General features: G+C 64.5%; 15 protein-coding genes. 9 read left to right on the plus strand and 6 right to left on the minus strand.

What is annotated here, in order from left to right; genetic code table 11:
• The first annotated feature begins 100 nt into the window (after positions 1–100).
• Positions 101–2,083: an alpha-ketoacid dehydrogenase subunit alpha/beta gene (locus HF323_RS08105; protein WP_169582046.1), complete on the plus strand. Its 1,983-nt coding sequence runs from the start codon at positions 101–103 to the stop codon at positions 2,081–2,083.
• An 8-nt stretch (positions 2,084–2,091) separates the two neighbouring features.
• On the opposite strand, the gene HF323_RS15725 is transcribed toward HF323_RS08105, so the two are convergent.
• Positions 2,092–2,220: a hypothetical protein gene (locus HF323_RS15725; protein ID WP_317451032.1), complete on the minus strand. Its 129-nt coding sequence runs from the start codon at positions 2,218–2,220 to the stop codon at positions 2,092–2,094.
• Here HF323_RS15725 and HF323_RS08110 point away from each other — a divergent pair.
• The 7 genes from HF323_RS08110 to HF323_RS08140 are packed head-to-tail and all read left to right on the plus strand — an operon-like array spanning position 2,197 to position 7,753.
• A complete protein-coding gene (locus HF323_RS08110; RefSeq protein ID WP_317451031.1) occupies positions 2,197–3,009 on the plus strand; it encodes an SMP-30/gluconolactonase/LRE family protein in 813 nt (270 codons plus the stop codon). The two genes, HF323_RS15725 and HF323_RS08110, sit on opposite strands and share 24 nt — an antisense overlap.
• Positions 3,006–3,761: an SDR family NAD(P)-dependent oxidoreductase gene (locus HF323_RS08115; protein ID WP_169582048.1), complete on the plus strand. Its 756-nt coding sequence runs from the start codon at positions 3,006–3,008 to the stop codon at positions 3,759–3,761. The genes HF323_RS08110 and HF323_RS08115 overlap by 4 nt, the downstream gene beginning before the upstream one ends.
• On the plus strand, positions 3,745–4,893 hold the full coding sequence (locus tag HF323_RS08120; RefSeq protein ID WP_169582049.1) for an enolase C-terminal domain-like protein: 1,149 nt from the start codon (positions 3,745–3,747) through the stop codon (positions 4,891–4,893). The genes HF323_RS08115 and HF323_RS08120 overlap by 17 nt, the downstream gene beginning before the upstream one ends.
• Positions 4,890–5,750, plus strand: coding sequence for a DUF4432 family protein (locus HF323_RS08125; RefSeq protein WP_169582050.1), 861 nt, complete (start codon positions 4,890–4,892; stop codon positions 5,748–5,750). The genes HF323_RS08120 and HF323_RS08125 overlap by 4 nt, the downstream gene beginning before the upstream one ends.
• Positions 5,747–6,478: an SDR family oxidoreductase gene (locus tag HF323_RS08130; RefSeq protein WP_169582051.1), complete on the plus strand. Its 732-nt coding sequence runs from the start codon at positions 5,747–5,749 to the stop codon at positions 6,476–6,478. Before HF323_RS08125 ends, HF323_RS08130 begins: the two co-directional genes overlap by 4 nt.
• Positions 6,475–7,356: an alpha/beta hydrolase fold domain-containing protein gene (locus HF323_RS08135; protein WP_169582052.1), complete on the plus strand. Its 882-nt coding sequence runs from the start codon at positions 6,475–6,477 to the stop codon at positions 7,354–7,356. The genes HF323_RS08130 and HF323_RS08135 overlap by 4 nt, the downstream gene beginning before the upstream one ends.
• Entirely contained in the window at positions 7,346–7,753 is a 408-nt protein-coding gene (locus HF323_RS08140; RefSeq protein WP_169582053.1) for an L-rhamnose mutarotase, read from the plus strand. The genes HF323_RS08135 and HF323_RS08140 overlap by 11 nt, the downstream gene beginning before the upstream one ends.
• A 115-nt stretch (positions 7,754–7,868) precedes the next feature.
• On the opposite strand, the gene HF323_RS08145 is transcribed toward HF323_RS08140, so the two are convergent.
• Entirely contained in the window at positions 7,869–8,594 is a 726-nt protein-coding gene (locus HF323_RS08145) for a PfkB family carbohydrate kinase (protein ID WP_223169223.1), read from the minus strand.
• A 37-nt stretch (positions 8,595–8,631) separates the two neighbouring features.
• Here HF323_RS08145 and HF323_RS08150 point away from each other — a divergent pair.
• Positions 8,632–9,773, plus strand: a protein-coding gene (locus tag HF323_RS08150; protein ID WP_317451026.1) for an IS3 family transposase whose coding sequence is annotated in 2 segments (ribosomal slippage) — positions 8,632–8,889 and positions 8,892–9,773 — 1,140 coding nt in all. Because the reading frame shifts where the segments join, the coding sequence is not laid out codon by codon here.
• A 328-nt stretch (positions 9,774–10,101) separates the two neighbouring features.
• Here HF323_RS08150 and HF323_RS08155 read toward each other — a convergent pair.
• From HF323_RS08155 to HF323_RS08170, 4 genes are read right to left on the minus strand one after another with little or no spacing between them, the layout of a single operon-like run.
• A complete protein-coding gene (locus HF323_RS08155; protein ID WP_169582055.1) occupies positions 10,102–11,256 on the minus strand; it encodes an ROK family transcriptional regulator in 1,155 nt (384 codons plus the stop codon).
• Between the two features lie 4 nt (positions 11,257–11,260).
• Positions 11,261–12,154: a carbohydrate ABC transporter permease gene (locus HF323_RS08160; RefSeq protein WP_169582056.1), complete on the minus strand. Its 894-nt coding sequence runs from the start codon at positions 12,152–12,154 to the stop codon at positions 11,261–11,263.
• On the minus strand, positions 12,147–13,076 hold the full coding sequence (locus HF323_RS08165; protein ID WP_169582057.1) for a sugar ABC transporter permease: 930 nt from the start codon (positions 13,074–13,076) through the stop codon (positions 12,147–12,149). Before HF323_RS08165 ends, HF323_RS08160 begins: the two co-directional genes overlap by 8 nt.
• Entirely contained in the window at positions 13,073–14,326 is a 1,254-nt protein-coding gene (locus HF323_RS08170; RefSeq protein WP_169582058.1) for a sugar ABC transporter substrate-binding protein, read from the minus strand. Before HF323_RS08170 ends, HF323_RS08165 begins: the two co-directional genes overlap by 4 nt.
• Positions 14,327–14,361: the final 35 nt, after the last annotated feature.

Here is a 14,361-nt window from a genome sequence, read left to right on the forward strand (position 1 = left end):
CGCGGCCAAAAGTCTTGTCCATTCCAATTGTCAAGGCGATAGATACGATGAATCGCCCGTTCGCCCACCGAAGCTCCGAGGACCAAAGATGACTCAACCGATGCCCCTGAAGCGTTCCACGGAGCCGCACGACTGGCTGTACAGCGTCGCGTTCATCCGCGCGCTCGAAGAGCACGCACTGACCCTCCGCCGTCAAGAGCTCGTGAGCGGGTCAATTCATGTGTGCGTAGGGCAGGAGACGGCGCCCGTCGTAGCGGCGGGCGTGTTGGATCAGCGAGATCGCGTTATCTCGACGTACCGCGGCCACGGGTGGGCACTCGCGAGCGGAGTCCCCCCAATGCAGTTGATGAGCGAGCTCCTCGGTCGAGGCACCGGTACCAATGGTGGCCGCGGCGGCTCGCCATATCTCTCCGCCCCGGAGTACGGATTCATCGGCGAAAACAGCATCGTCGGCGCCGGCGCACCTATCGCGAACGGAGTGGCGATGGGGCTGCGCGCCGCGGGCGAAGGCGGAGTCTGCGTCGTGGCTTTCGGCGACGGGGCGACCAACCAAGGCGCGGTCCACGAGGCGATGGTCTTCGCGGTCGCGCGTAATCTGCCGGTAATCTTCGTCTGCGAGAACAATGGCTGGTCGGAGATGACCCCGATCTCGGCGACAGTCCCCCACGTGTCGCTTGAGCAACGCGCAGCGGGCTATGGAATCAACACTCGAGTCGCCTCAGGTTCAGACCTGTCGACAATGCACGACGTGTTCGCCGATGTCGTCGAACGCGCGCGACGTGGAGATGGACCCTCGTTTGTCGAGGTCCACTCGCCCCGCCTTCTGGGGCATTACAGCGGTGACATCGAACATTATCGCAGCGCCGAAGACAGGGCGTCCGCCGCGGCGCGCGACCCCCTCAAGCTCTTGGCGGCGCAGCTCGCCGATCAGTCGATAGACGAAAGGGGACGAGTCGACGCAATCATCGAGTCCGCTCGCGCCGCCGCCGACGAAGCCGTGCAGATTGCGCTCTCACAACCCCTACCTTCCGCCGAATCGGCCCTAGCCCACATCACCGCGGCAAAACCTCCGGCGTTCGCCTCGGCCGACGCCAGCGGCGCAAAGGAGGAGCTGACGTACGCTCAAGCGGTCAATCGCGCGCTGATATCCGAGATGTCGGAGAGGCCCGAGGTGGTGACGTTTGGCGAGGACATCGCGATACCAGGGGGCACGTTTGGGGTGACTCGAAACCTGTACAAGACCTTTGGCGAGGAGCGGGCGTTTGACACCCCCATCGCCGAAGCGGCGATTCTCGGCGCCGCCCTCGGTGCTTCCCTCGAGGGGTTGCGGCCGGTCGTCGAGATCATGTGGACAGATTTCCTCTTCGTCGCATTCGATCAGGTAGTCAATCAAATGTCCAACGTGCGCTATCTTTCGCGCGGATCACGTAGCGCGCCCCTTGTCGTGCGAATGCAGCAAGGGATTACGCCCGGCTCGTGCGCCCAACACTCCCAGAGCTTGGAGGCTCTGCTGGCTCACATCCCGGGTATCAAGGTGGGTCTCCCGTCTGACGCGCAGGACGCCTATGCGATGCTGCGCGCCGCTGTCGCTGACCCCGACCCGGTCTTCATCATCGAATCGCGGGCGCTCTACGGCGAGAAGGCGGCCGTCGATCTCGGCGGGGCGACCGAAGCAGTAGGCGGCGCGCGGCTGTTGAAGCAGGGACACGACCTCCTCATCGTGACCTGGGGTCGGATGGCACGCACGGCGCTCCGCGCGGCCGAGCAGCTGGAGGCGTCCGGTGTGTCGGCTTCTGTGCTCGACCTCCGCTGGCTCAGTCCGCTCGACGACGAAGCGATTGGGAACGCACTCAAGTCCTCCGGGGGCAGGTTGCTCGTCGCGCACGAAGCGAATCTGACCGGCGGCTTCGGGGCGGAGGTGGCCGCGAGGGCCGCATCGAAGTACTTCTGGCTCCTTGATGCTCCGGTGGCACGTGTTGCAATGCCGGACGTTCGAGTTCCTGCGTCTCCAACACTGCAAGAGGCAATCCTGCCGAACGCGGAGTGGATCGTCCGTGGGGCGATGGGCCTGGTGGGGCGATGACGTTCGATCTAGCTGGTCTCGACACCGTGTTTGACGGTGTCGATCACGCCGAGGACCTCTGCGCCCTCCGCGACGGACGAGTCGCGTTTGGCGGTGAACGCGGACAGATCTATATCGGCGATCCAGCCTCTGGTCACTTTACTAAGGTCGCGTCCTGCGGGGGCAGGTCACTCGGAATCGCAGCAGACGCATACGACAACCTTTATGTCTGCAACCCAGGCTTAGGGTCGGTTCTTCGGTACAACGCGGTGGACGGGTCGGTAGACACGGTGACCCGGGGGCCTCGCGACGTCGGGTTCGTGCACCTCAACTCACTCACGTTTGCCCCAGACGGTCGCGCATTCGTATCGGACTCCGGGTCATGGGGCGAGGATGACGGGAGAGTTTACGAACTCCTCGGCAATGGGCAAACCCAACTGATGACGATGGAAGCCCCGAGGTTCACGAACGGCCTGGCGGTGGACCCATCGGGCCGCTACCTCTACGTCGTTGAAAGTAGATTCGGCGTCTCGCGCTTCGCGATTGAGACGCACACGCTCGGGCGACGAGAAACCGTCCTGCCAACCGCCGGCCGGGTTCCCGACGGTCTCGCGTTCACCATCGACGGTGGGATGATCGTCTCCTTCTATCAACCCAACACGATCTGGAAAGTTGATCCGGACGGCCGCGTAGCGACACTGCTTGAGGATCCGCAAGCATCTATGCTCGCCATGCCGACAAACGTCGCATTCGCGGGAGACCGTAACCGGACCCTTCTCATCGCCAACCTCGGCGCACGAACGGTGGTCGCGCATGAGTTGACCGAGTCAGGAGCTCACCCCTTCCGGCCAGAAACGCCTCTGGCCGCCCGGTCATGCGGGGCCGGGCCAATTGACTCGACAACCGACGAGGTCGTCTCGGAAGATGAGCGGAGGGGCGGACGATGACCGTCATCGTGACAGGCGGCGCCCGCGGGATAGGTCTGGCGTGCACTCGGCAGCTCCTCGAGCGCGGCGAGCGCGTAGTCGTGGTCGATCAAGACGTGGCCCCTCTCGACCGGACGCTGCAGGAATTCAGGTTGACGGAGGGGCTGGACCGCCTCGTCGCCGTATCTGGCGACGTCGCGGACACCAGCGTGCTGTCGGAGGCCTGCGAACTCGCCAGAGGCGTGGACGGAGTCGTTGCCTGTGCTGGCATCAGCCGCCCCGGTCCCACACTCACGTATCCGCGAGGCGCGTGGGACGCGATGATCGAGATCAACTTGAGCGCCGTCTTCGAGACATTTCGCGTCGCCCTACCAGTCTTCACCGAGGGGGCATCCTTCGTGGCCATTTCCTCCATCTCGGGCAGCCAAGGATTCAGCGGGCGGGCCGCGTACTCCGCCACCAAAGCAGGGGTTGAGGGCCTCGTCCGGTCTCTCGCGATCGAGTATGCACCGCGGATCCGCGTGAACGCCGTCTCGCCTGGATACATCATGACGGACCTCGTGAGGCAAAATCTCTCACGAGGCGTGATCGACGAAAACGAGATACTCGACCGCACCCCCATGGGCCGCTGGGGCGAGGCAAGCGACATCGCCGACGCCGTCGAGTTTCTTCTATCTCCAAAGTCTTCCTGGATCACGGGCAGCGTGCTGACCGTTGACGGCGGTTGGACGGCTCTTGGATTGGGAGGGTCCGACCGTGCCCCCCGATCTTGATGAGCTAGCCGACCCGGGCGACCGCATCGCCTCGGTGATCGCCTACCAGTTCACGCTTCCACTTGAGAATCCGGTCCGTAATGGTACGACTCTCATTTCCGATCGAGAGTACGTGGTTACAGAGGTTTCCACGATTGCTGGGACGGTCGGCCGCGCAGTCGGCTTCACGCGCGGTGCCCCACTCGCAACGATCATCGAGAGTGTGATCGCGCCGTATGCGATCGGGCTGAATGCCTCGGCAGGCCGAGCGCTCGCCCGGACCCTGGCCCCTAACGCCGAGCGGTTCTGGGGAACGCGCGGGATGTTCCCGCGCGCGCTTTCACTTGTTGACATCGCCATGTGGGACGCGTGGGGATCGCAAGTGGGTTGGAGCATTAGCGATCTCGTCGGAGGCTCCGGCGAACAGACGGAGGTACTGGTCGCTCTGGGCTATTACCGCGACGGGAAGACTCTCGACATGCTCGCGGCGGAGTATGCGGAGATGGCGCAACGGGGTCACCGCAAGTTCAAGATGATGGTGGGCGGGGACACCCCGGCTAACGATGCTCAGCGCGTACGGGTCGCTCTCGACGCCCTGCCGCACGACGCGAAGCTCTCCATAGACGCAAACGGCAAGTGGGTTGATGCGCGTGAAGCGCTGTCGTTTCTGGAGATGCTTCCCTTCGTGCCGGACTTCGTCGAGGACCCGTTCGTGCCTGGTGACAGCCTCTCTCTTCGACGGCTTCGCCGCAGTTACTCCGGCCGCATCGCCATTGGCGAATGGGAGTCGGATGCCGCTAGCTTCCGCAGGTTGGTCGACGAGGACCTATTGGACGTTGCGCGGATAGACGCGACCGCCTGCGGGGGGATCACGGGGTGGATTGATGCAGCCGCCATCGTCAAGTCCGCTGGTAAAGCGATACTTCCGCACTACTTTCCCGAGATTCACGTCCACTTGGCGGGCCCGTTCGGCGCCGAGGCCCTTGAGACGGTCCCGGTCCAAACCGGCGCCGACAACTTCGATCAGCTGGTTGTCAAAGCGCCATGGGAGATGGAGCCGGTCACGGCAGCCGCCACGGCGCCGGGACTGGGAATTCTTTGGGACGAGAAGATCTTCCCCCGCAACCATCCGCCAGTGAGCGCGCACGCATGAGCCGGATACCCGCCCGACTGAAGCTGGGCGAAGAGGGGACTCTGACCGCCGAACTCCTGCCGCGCGCAGGCATGGGGGTGGGAGCGGTCCGGTTCGCGAATCGCCTTGTCAGTTGGCAACGTTCGGCTTACTCCACCGCGAGCAGCTCGCATGCAGACCCGTGGCTCAACGCCTTCTCCGGTGGACTGATCACCACGTGCGGCCTTCGCAACGTCGGCGCGCCGAGTGAAGGGCACGGGCTCCACGGCAGGTTCGCCCTCACTCCGACCGAAACTGCTCGAGTGGATCGTCCAGCGAGCGATGTCTGGAGCGTTAGCGCGGAACTCAACGACGACATGTTGCACTGCAGCCGGACGGTGGTGGTGGATTGCGCTCGCGGGTTTGTCGAGATCCTTGATGCGGTGCGGAATGACGGCGTCCTGCCAGAACCCGCACCCTTGCTGTATCACGTCAACTTTGGTGGTGACTTGCTCGGCATCTCGACTTGTGTGCGACTCCAAAGCCGCGGATATGAGGCGAGGGACACGGCCTCCAACCTGGAATGCGGGCACTGGTCCGCTCCATCGAGTGTCGGGGCATCGCACGAGGTTGTTCTTGAGCATCAGTCTGTTGATGGAGAGGAGGGCGTCACGGTCATGAACTACGAGGCAGGCATCCGCGCTCACGTGCAGTGGACCGGATTGCATCGCCTTCATCAGTGGATCGACTTCCAACCCGGGTGGGGTGTGATGGCCATAGAACCGGCGAACTGCTCGCTCCTCGGGCGACGTGTCGACCGTGAAAGTGGTCGCTTGCCCACTCTCGCACCCCGTGAGGTGCGCTGGACATCTGTTCGCGTCACGATGGAGGTGATATGACGAGGAGTTGTGTTGTCACGGGCGGTGCGGGAGGAATCGGGAATGCGATCGCGCAGGAACTGAGGACAGCGGGCTGGCACGTCGTTACTGTCGACATCGCTGGCTCGCCTCACGTCGAAGGTCATGTTGTCGGTGATGTTGCTGATCCATCGACCCATCAGCGCGCGGCACAGGCGGCGGAAGCGTTGGCGCCGCTCGGTGGCTGGGTGAACTGTGCCGGCTACAACATCCTCGGTGCTGTTACTGAAGTGACCGAGGCGGAGTTGCGCCACGGGACCGACGTCAATCTGCTCGGCGTCTTTCACGGCACCGCGGAGGCCTGCCGCCGGCTGGTCGAGGCCGACAGACCGGGCGCGATCGTGAACATCTCCTCGATTCAGGCAGCCGTAGGATTCCCCGGTTTCGCCGCCTATGCAATGACCAAAGGAGGCATTGAGGCTCTCAGCCGGCAGGTGGCGGCAGAGTACATCGCGCGCGGCATCCGATGCAATGTCGTCGCACCGGGACTAATTCACAGCGAGATGAATGATCGCCTACTCGCCGCGAGCGCTCACCCAGAGACATTATCGGCACAGTGGGCGCAACTCACGCCGATGGGTCGTTGGGGTCAACCCAAAGACGTCGCCGCCGCGGTGAGCTTCTTGCTTGGCCCAACATCCTCCTACATCACGGGAGAGGTTCTCGCTGTTAACGGCGGAGCTCTAACCATCGCGCGAGGTCACGGGTGAGCGGTTCGCGCGAGGCGGAAGAGTTTTTTGCCGCGGTTGCGAAGATGCCGCCGGTCGGACTAACGCCGAGCACCTTGCGGAAGCGACGACACGAGCTTGCACGCGCGTTCGACGGTGGCCCGGACGTCGCTTTGGTGTCCGACGGACGGGTGGACGGTGTACCCGTTCGGCGATACTCTGCTGAGAAGGTCAACTCCGCCACGACCGGATACCCCCTCATCTATGTTCACGGCGGAGGGTGGGTTGCCGGAGACACGTCCACCCACGATGGAGTCTGCCGCGATCTGTGCGCGTCGCTTGAGGTGGACGTGCTGTCGGTCGACTTTCGTCGACCCCCAGAAGACCCATACCCGTCCGCCGTCGAAGACGTCTCCGCCGTTATCCGTAGTTTCACGCGCCGCGGGCTAGAAGTGCTGATCGCCGGCGACGGGAGCGGCGCCCACGTGGCCGTCCAGGCCGCCGTCCGCGCACCGGGGTGTGTCGCGGGGGCGCTGCTCATCCAGCCTGCCTGTGATCCTTCGCTCGTGGCCGACCAGTGGGACTCGCTGGGTTCCCGTGGCCTCCTCACCAAGACCGCGATGCGCTACTTCTGGTCGACCTACCTTGCGGGCGCGCGGCCTCTGGCGCTGTGGGACGAGGACCTCCGCCGCATGCCGCTGACCTGTGTGGTAACGACATCCCTTGACCCGTCCGCCGCTGAGGCTCATCGCCTGGTCGTCGAGATGCGCGCGGCTGGCGTAACGACTCACCACGTACATGCGCGGGGATATCCGCACGGCGCGTTTACTCTTCCCCGGGCCTTTCCGTCGGCGCGGCCCGTCCTACGAGAGGCTGCGGCGTGGCTGGTGAGCACTGCGCTGACAGACAATGAAAGGTAGATCGGTGACAACGGGGTCATACTGGACGGCGCGGAGAACCACCCTGCGCACCGGGATGGAGGCGGAATACGAGCGCATCCATGCCCGTATTCCCTCCGCGCTGGCAGATAGCCTGCGCGAGAACGGAGTGCTGAGTTGGCACATCTGGCGAGACGGACAGTTCCTCTTCCACCACATAGAAACATCGCGTCCCTATGACACCGTCATCGATGACTTGGAGAGTTCAAGCTCTCCGTTACCCGAATGGGAGTTCACGATGAGCCAACTCCTCGACCCCGCGAGAGACTCCGACATACGCCTTCGCAGCGTCTGGAGGCTCGATGAGAATGGCCAATCGAACGGTGTCTCCCCGCACACGGACCCTCGAAGCGGCGCTTGGCGCGACTCCACCCTTTAGGGAGGAGGCTGCCGCTCCTCACCGCGTAGATCGGGTTGGTCCCAAATGTCAGAGGTCAAGAACGAGCCCGACGTAGCGCGGGATGCCGCGCTGCAGCGGGATCAATGGGTCGCGGTTACCGTAGATGTCGGCTGGCGCGACCGCGCTGCACGATCCAGGCGGCTTCGCGGTTCGCGGCCGTGACCGCGAGGTCAAGGTCGTCGCCGAGCGCGAGTAGGGCTGCGAGGGTTCCGGCGAAGGCATCTCCGGCGCCCGTGGTGTCGACGACGTTGACGGGCTCTCCGCGCACGTGTCGCACGGCTGATCCGTGTGAGATGAAGGCGCCGCGGCTGCCGGCGGTGAGGACGACGCTGCGGCTGACTTCGGCGAGAGCCAGCGCGAGTTCGGCTCGGTCGTTCGTTGCGAGGCTGACGATGCTGCGCGCTTCGCCCTCGTTCACCAGCAGCGGGTCAGCGTTGCGGAGAGAGTCGGCCGCGAGCGGGCTCACCGGGCTGGCATTGAGTATCAAGCGTCGGGACGTCACCTCGCACCGGGAGATCACCGCGGGCGGGACGGACTCTGGGATCTCGAGCTGGATGAGGACGACGGAAGGCTGGAGCGCGTCGAGGCTTGCAACAACGGCGTCGGGCTGCAATTGCGCACTCGCCATCGGCATGACGATGATGATGTTCGGGACCCCTCCGGCAGACCATAGGAGACTAGGTGTGATGTCCAGGGACGTTGTTTCGGGACTTGGCCCGGGAGTAGTTGAGTAGCGTAGGCCTCCCGGTGGGGGTCTGCTGCACGGATAGGTGACATCTGATCTGGCTTGCCTGGGAGGGTGGGCCTGGAAGGATGCCATCGTGCCCAAGCCCTATCCGAAGTAGTTCCGTGACGATGTGGTGCGCGTCGCGGAGAACCGCGAACCCGGAGTCACTGTCGAGCAGATCGCCAAAGACTTCGGGGTTCATCCGATGACGCTCACGAAGTGGCTCGCTCGCTCTCGCGCCGTTGAGCGAGCTGTCGAGACCGGGTCATCTTCGCCGGGCGACCGTGACGCGGAGTTGCGGGAGCTGCGTCAACGCAACCGGCTGCTCGAGCAGGAAGTCGAAGTCCTGCGTCGGGCGACGGCGTATCTGTCGCAGGCGCATCTGCCGGGAAAGGGCTCTACCCGCTCGTGAGAGAGCTCGCCGCTGACGGGATCCCCGTCGTGGTGACGTGTCGGGTTCTGAAGCTCGCCCGCCAGCCCTACTACCGCTGGCTGGCCCAGCCCATCACGCACGCCGAGCTGGTGGAGGCGTATCGCGCGAACGCCCTGTTCGATGCCCACCGTGACGACCCGGAGTTCGGGCACCGTTTTCTCGTCGATGAAGCCGCCGATCATGGTCAGGCGATGTCGGTGCGGACAGCGTGGCGGATCTGCCGCGACAACGGCTGGTGGTCCGCGTTCGGGAAGCGCTCGCGCGGGAAGAACGGCAAGAAGGCCGGCCCTCCCGTCCACGACGATCACGTGGGCCGCGTCTTCACCGCGACCATCCCGAACGAGCTCTGGCTCACCGACATCACCGAGCACCGCACCGCCGAGGGCAAGCTCTACCTCTGCGCCGTGAAGGACGTCTTCAGCAACCGGATCGTCGGCTACTCGATCAGCGACCGCATGAAGTCTCAGCTCGCCGTGGACGCGCTCCGCAACGCCGTCGCACGACGCTCCGAGACTGCCGGCTGCGTCGTTCACAGCGACAGGGGCAGTCAATTTCGTGCGAAGAAGTTCATCCGTGAACTGCGCCATCATGGCCTCGTCGGATCGATGGGACGAGTGGGCGCTGCAGGCGACAACGCGGCCATGGAATCGTTCTTCAGCCTTCTGCAGAAGAACGTCCTCGACCGCCGCGCCTGGGCCACACGAGAGCAGTTGCGCATCGCGATCATCACCTGGATCGAACGGACCTACCACCGGCGCCGACGGCAAGCCCGACTCGGACGTTTGACGCCGATCGAGTTCGAGACCATCATGAACTCGCCACTGGCCCTCGCGGCCTGACTAACCCCTGTCACCTAATCGTGCAGCAGACCCGGACCCTCATCGTCGAGCATCTCTGGCCCGCACCCGGCGTCCGCTACGTCGGCAACGGCAGACCCCGCGGACCCAAGCCGAAAGAACTGCCACCGATGTCCTAAGACATCGAGTGTCACCGATGTCCTGATACAGAACCGTCACCCATGTCAACATTCGGAGTTCTCAGGGGCACTGTGCGGTCACACCCGATTCACCGCGGTTGTTCCCGCTCTTGTTCCCAGTCGATGCCCACCTCGGCTGGGTGACCGGGGCTGAGCGCGAGCACCCGCGGAGCCGTCGCGGCTACTGTTGATCAGGTCTGAGCTGCAACCCCGCTGGCGATGACTTCGATCACGCATGCGGCGGCGCCTCGGGCCCAATCGTCGAAGACGTGGGGGCGCAGCACGATCTCGCAGTCGCTGGCTGCCCCGAATGCGTGCTCGGCGAAGGCGGCGCGCAGCCGGTCTTCATAGAGCTCGTACTCAGTGACGTTCTCGCCGGCGATGACGACTAGCTCTGGTCCGACGAGGTTGACGAGCGCGGCGAGGGCCGATCCAATGACACCGCCAGCCTGCTCGAACGCCGCCCGCGCGATGGGGTCCCCCGCGTGAGCCAGAGCGAACGCATCCTCGATCGTGAGGTTCGACTCGACGTGTCCATGCCTGATGAGGTTGAGGATGGCGGCGGTCGATGCGACCGCCTCGACGCACCCACGACGCCCGCAGCTGCACACGGCATCGGCCGGACCGAGCGGGAGGTGTCCGATCTCGCCTGCGACTCCGTGCGCGCCCTGCACGACTCTTCCATGGAGGTAAAGTCCGCATCCGATTCCCGTGCCGATGGTGATGACGGCGAAGGACTCGACATCGCGGCCGGAGCCGAAGAACAGCTCCGTGACAGCAAGTGCCCTCACATCGTTCTCCAACACCGTCGGAATGCCGGTGACGTCCTGGAGCGTGCGCGCCAGGGGTATAGCCTGCCAGCCGAGGAGCGGCGAGTCACGAACTATCCCGCCATCCCGATCGACATCGCCGGAAACCGCGACGCCGAGGCCGTCCACCGGCGCCGTGGAAGCGGAGCGCAATCGGTCGACGACACGGGTGACCGCGTCCACGACATCGACCACAGCTGCGGTGGCGTTGACCTCCTCGGTGCGCTCGAGGATGTTCGCACCCAGATCGGTGAGCACCCCGTAGGTGCGCTCGGCGGTGATCTTCACGCCGATGATGTGGGCGCGGTCGTGCGCGACGGCGAGCGGGCTGATCGGCCGACCGACGGACGGCGACGATCGGTTCTCACCGTTCTCGATGATGAAGCCCGCGCCGATGAGCGGCGTCACGGCTTTGGTCACTGCTGCCTGCGAGAGGCCTGTGGCGCGGGAGATGTCGACTCGTCCGAGCGGGCCGTGGGTGAGGATCCGCCGGAAGACCGCGACGGACGCGGGGGAGGTGACCGGGATGCGCTTCACGGAGTCAGCCTTTCAGTCCGCTGGAGGCGATGCCGGCGAAGAACTGCCGTTGCATCGCGATGAAAATGATCACGAGCGGGAGCGATGCGATAAACGATCCCGCCATGAGCGTGGGGTAGTCGGTTCCATATTGTCCCTGCAGATTGGCCAGTCCGACGGGGAGCGTCATTGTCTCTGGGGACGAGGAGACGATGAGCGGCCAGAGCAGGTCGTTCCACGAGTACAGCGAGGTCAGCACCGCGAGCGCCGCGACCGTCGGGCCGACCATGGGGAGCATGATCCGCCAAAAGATCTGGAACGCGTTGGCACCATCGAGCCTCGCTGCCTCTTCATAGTCGGCGGGCAGGGCCAGGAACGCCTGCCGCAGGAGGAATGTGCCGAATGCCGAGAAGATCCCAGGGATCGCGATCGCAGGAACGGTGTTGAGCAGACCGAGCGCCTTCATCAGGTCGAATTGGGCGATCAGGAAGAGTTGACTGGGCGCCATCAGCATGACGAGGAACAGCACGAACAGGACGTTTCGACCGGGGAAGTCGAAGCGCGCGAACCCGTAGGCGGCGAGCGTGCAGACGAGGAGCTGGCCAGCGACCCGCAGCACGAGGGCGGCGGTCGAGACCCAGAGCATGCTTCCGAACGGCACCGTCGCGAAGAACCGCTCGAACGCGCCGAGGTCGATGGTTTGCGGCAAGAACACAGGCGGGACCGCGCGCGACTCGCTGACCGACTTGAACGTCGTGAGGATCTGCCAGACGAACGGAAAAACCATTACGGCGGCGCACGCGATGAGGATGGCGTGAAGGTACCACTGCGAACGTCGGTGACGGCGCGACGCTTGGACGGGCTCGGGCGCCCGTGCGGCCGCCGGCCTGCCGGTGACAATGGTGGCGGTCTCAGCCATAGAACACCGTCCTTCGCTGCAGCCTGAACTGCACGGCGGTGACGATCATGATGATCAGCAGCAGCACGATCGCGATCGCCGCACCGTATCCGCGGTCGAAACGCAGGAACGTCTGCTGGAAGAAGAAGTAGACGATCGTTTGCGACGCGGTCTCCGCTTCGGAGCCGCGGATCAGCATCACGTAGATGAGGTCGAACATCTGCAGCGACGAGATCACTGACAGCACCGAGACGAAGAAGATGCTCGGCGAGAGCAGGGGCAACGTGACGGCGAAGAACTGGCGGACCGGGCCCGCGCCATCCAACGACGATGCTTCGATCAGCTCGGGCGGAACGCCCTGGAGACCGGCGCCCAGGATGATAATGCTCGTCCCGAGGCTCATCCAGATGCCCACGATGGCGACGGCGTAGATCGCGATCTCGGGATCGGCCACCCAGCTTGGGCCGTCGACGCCGACCAGACCGAGAGCTTGGTTGAGGAGGCCGAACTCGCCGTTGAAGATGTAGCGCCAGACCATGCCGACTGCCACCGGAAGGGTGACGATCGGCAGGAAGAAAAGCACGCGGTAGACATTCTTGCCGTGGCGGACGTTGTGGATCAGGGTCGCGATGACGATGCTAATCGGGATGCCGAGCAGCACGATCGCCGTATACACGGCGCTGTTACCCAGCGCGGACCAGAACTGCGGGTCGGCGATCAGGGTGGCGTAGTTGTCGAGTCCGGTGAACGTCTCGCCGCCGAACGGCTTGGTCTCGGTGAAGCTGAGATAGACGGTCGTGAGCAGCGGGATGATGTACAGCGCAAGGAGGCCGACCAGGGCCGGCGCGATGAACGCCAGCCCCGGCAGGTTCTGCCTCAGTCTGCTGCGAGAGTGGGGGGCGGAGCGCCGTGCGGCGCTCCGCCCGATCGGGTGACTGCTCATTCTTCCTTCGCGAGGACGTCGTTCATTGCAGCGGCGAGCTTGTCGGCCGCGACCTGCACGGTCTCGGTTCCATTCCATGCCGGCGGCAGGTACTCGTCTTCTAGGGCGTTCCATGCGGCGGTGTCGGCGGACACCGGGTAGACCACCCCGTAGGGGACCTGGTCTATGAAGGCCTGCAGGTTGAACTCGGGCATCGCGTCGACCCAGGCCTGCTGCGTGCCCTCGTAGGCGGGGATGACTGCACCGGTCGCCGCCTGAATCTCAGCCGCTTCTTTGCCTCCCAGAAACAGCAGGAACTTCTTGAGCTCTTCAGGATGCTTGGTACCGGCGAAACCGACATTCTGAATACCGTTGATGACGGTGGCGCGCTGCGCGCCCTCCGGGAGCAGGGTCACGTCGACCTTGGCACGAAGGTCCGCGTTGTCGTAGAACCGCTGCGCGTAGAACGAGCCGCCGTAGTACATCGCGACGCTGCCGTTCTCGAACTGCGCGACCGCCTCGGTGTCGGCGAACTGCTCGAGCGTGGGCGAAACGCCTGCTGCCTGCAGGTCGGTCCAGAACTGCAGACCCTCCTGCGTCTTAGGGTCGTCGTAGCCCGACTTGCCGTCCTCGATGATGTATCCGCCGGCCTGGGCGACCGTGTTGTAGAAGCCTTCCTGGCGGTTCAGCGGCGCCGCGATGCCGTACACGCCGGCGTCGGCATCGGTGAGCTGTGCTGCCGCGGTCGAAACGTCATCCCAGGTCCACTGGTCGGCGGGGTACGCGACGCCTGCGGCGTCGAACAGCTCCTTGTTGTACCAGAGCCCGATCGTGTCGAAATCCTTCGGCAGTCCGTACAGCTCGTCATCGTAGGTGAAAAGGTCCACGAGCGCCGCGGGGTACACGCCGAGGTCGACCTCTGCCTCCTCGATGGCGTCACCGAGCGGCAGCAGCTGGTCGTTCGCGGCGTATACCTGGAACCGGTCACCGAGCATCCAGAACGCGTCGGGGGCGTTGCCGCCCTGCGCGCCGACCTGCAGCTTGGTCCAGTAGTCGGTCCATGGGTTGACCTGCAGGTCGACCGTGATGCCCGGGTTCTCAGCCTCGAACGCGTCGATGAGCTGCTGCATCGTCTCGTCCTGGGACCACACCCCATAGGTCAGCGTGACGTCGCCGCCGTCGGAACCTCCGCTGCCGCCCGTGCTGGAGCATCCAGCGAGCAGGGCGACCGCAGCGACGGCGGTGACACCACCGGCAATCCATTTGCGCATGTGATTCGTTCTCCTCTTGATCAGCCTGGCCACCA

It is taken from the genome of Microbacterium sp. MF43 (assembly GCF_012847295.1).
Taxonomy (GTDB): Bacteria; Actinomycetota; Actinomycetes; order Actinomycetales; family Microbacteriaceae; genus Microbacterium.

What these genes read in the sequence shown, in the direction of transcription:
- HF323_RS08105 (WP_169582046.1), top strand. Translation starts at nt 101, where the DNA reads ATGCCCCTGAAGCGTTCCACGGAGCCGCACGACTGGCTGTACAGCGTC.
- HF323_RS08115 (WP_169582048.1), top strand. Translation starts at nt 3,006, where the DNA reads ATGACCGTCATCGTGACAGGCGGCGCCCGCGGGATAGGTCTGGCGTGC.
- HF323_RS08125 (WP_169582050.1), top strand. Translation starts at nt 4,890, where the DNA reads ATGAGCCGGATACCCGCCCGACTGAAGCTGGGCGAAGAGGGGACTCTG.
- HF323_RS08130 (WP_169582051.1), top strand. Translation starts at nt 5,747, where the DNA reads ATGACGAGGAGTTGTGTTGTCACGGGCGGTGCGGGAGGAATCGGGAAT.
- HF323_RS08140 (WP_169582053.1), top strand. Translation starts at nt 7,346, where the DNA reads ATGAAAGGTAGATCGGTGACAACGGGGTCATACTGGACGGCGCGGAGA.
- HF323_RS08145 (WP_223169223.1), bottom strand. Translation starts at nt 8,594, where the DNA reads ATGGCATCCTTCCAGGCCCACCCTCCCAGGCAAGCCAGATCAGATGTC.
- HF323_RS08160 (WP_169582056.1), bottom strand. Translation starts at nt 12,154, where the DNA reads ATGGCTGAGACCGCCACCATTGTCACCGGCAGGCCGGCGGCCGCACGG.
- HF323_RS08165 (WP_169582057.1), bottom strand. Translation starts at nt 13,076, where the DNA reads ATGAGCAGTCACCCGATCGGGCGGAGCGCCGCACGGCGCTCCGCCCCC.
- HF323_RS08170 (WP_169582058.1), bottom strand. Translation starts at nt 14,326, where the DNA reads ATGCGCAAATGGATTGCCGGTGGTGTCACCGCCGTCGCTGCGGTCGCC.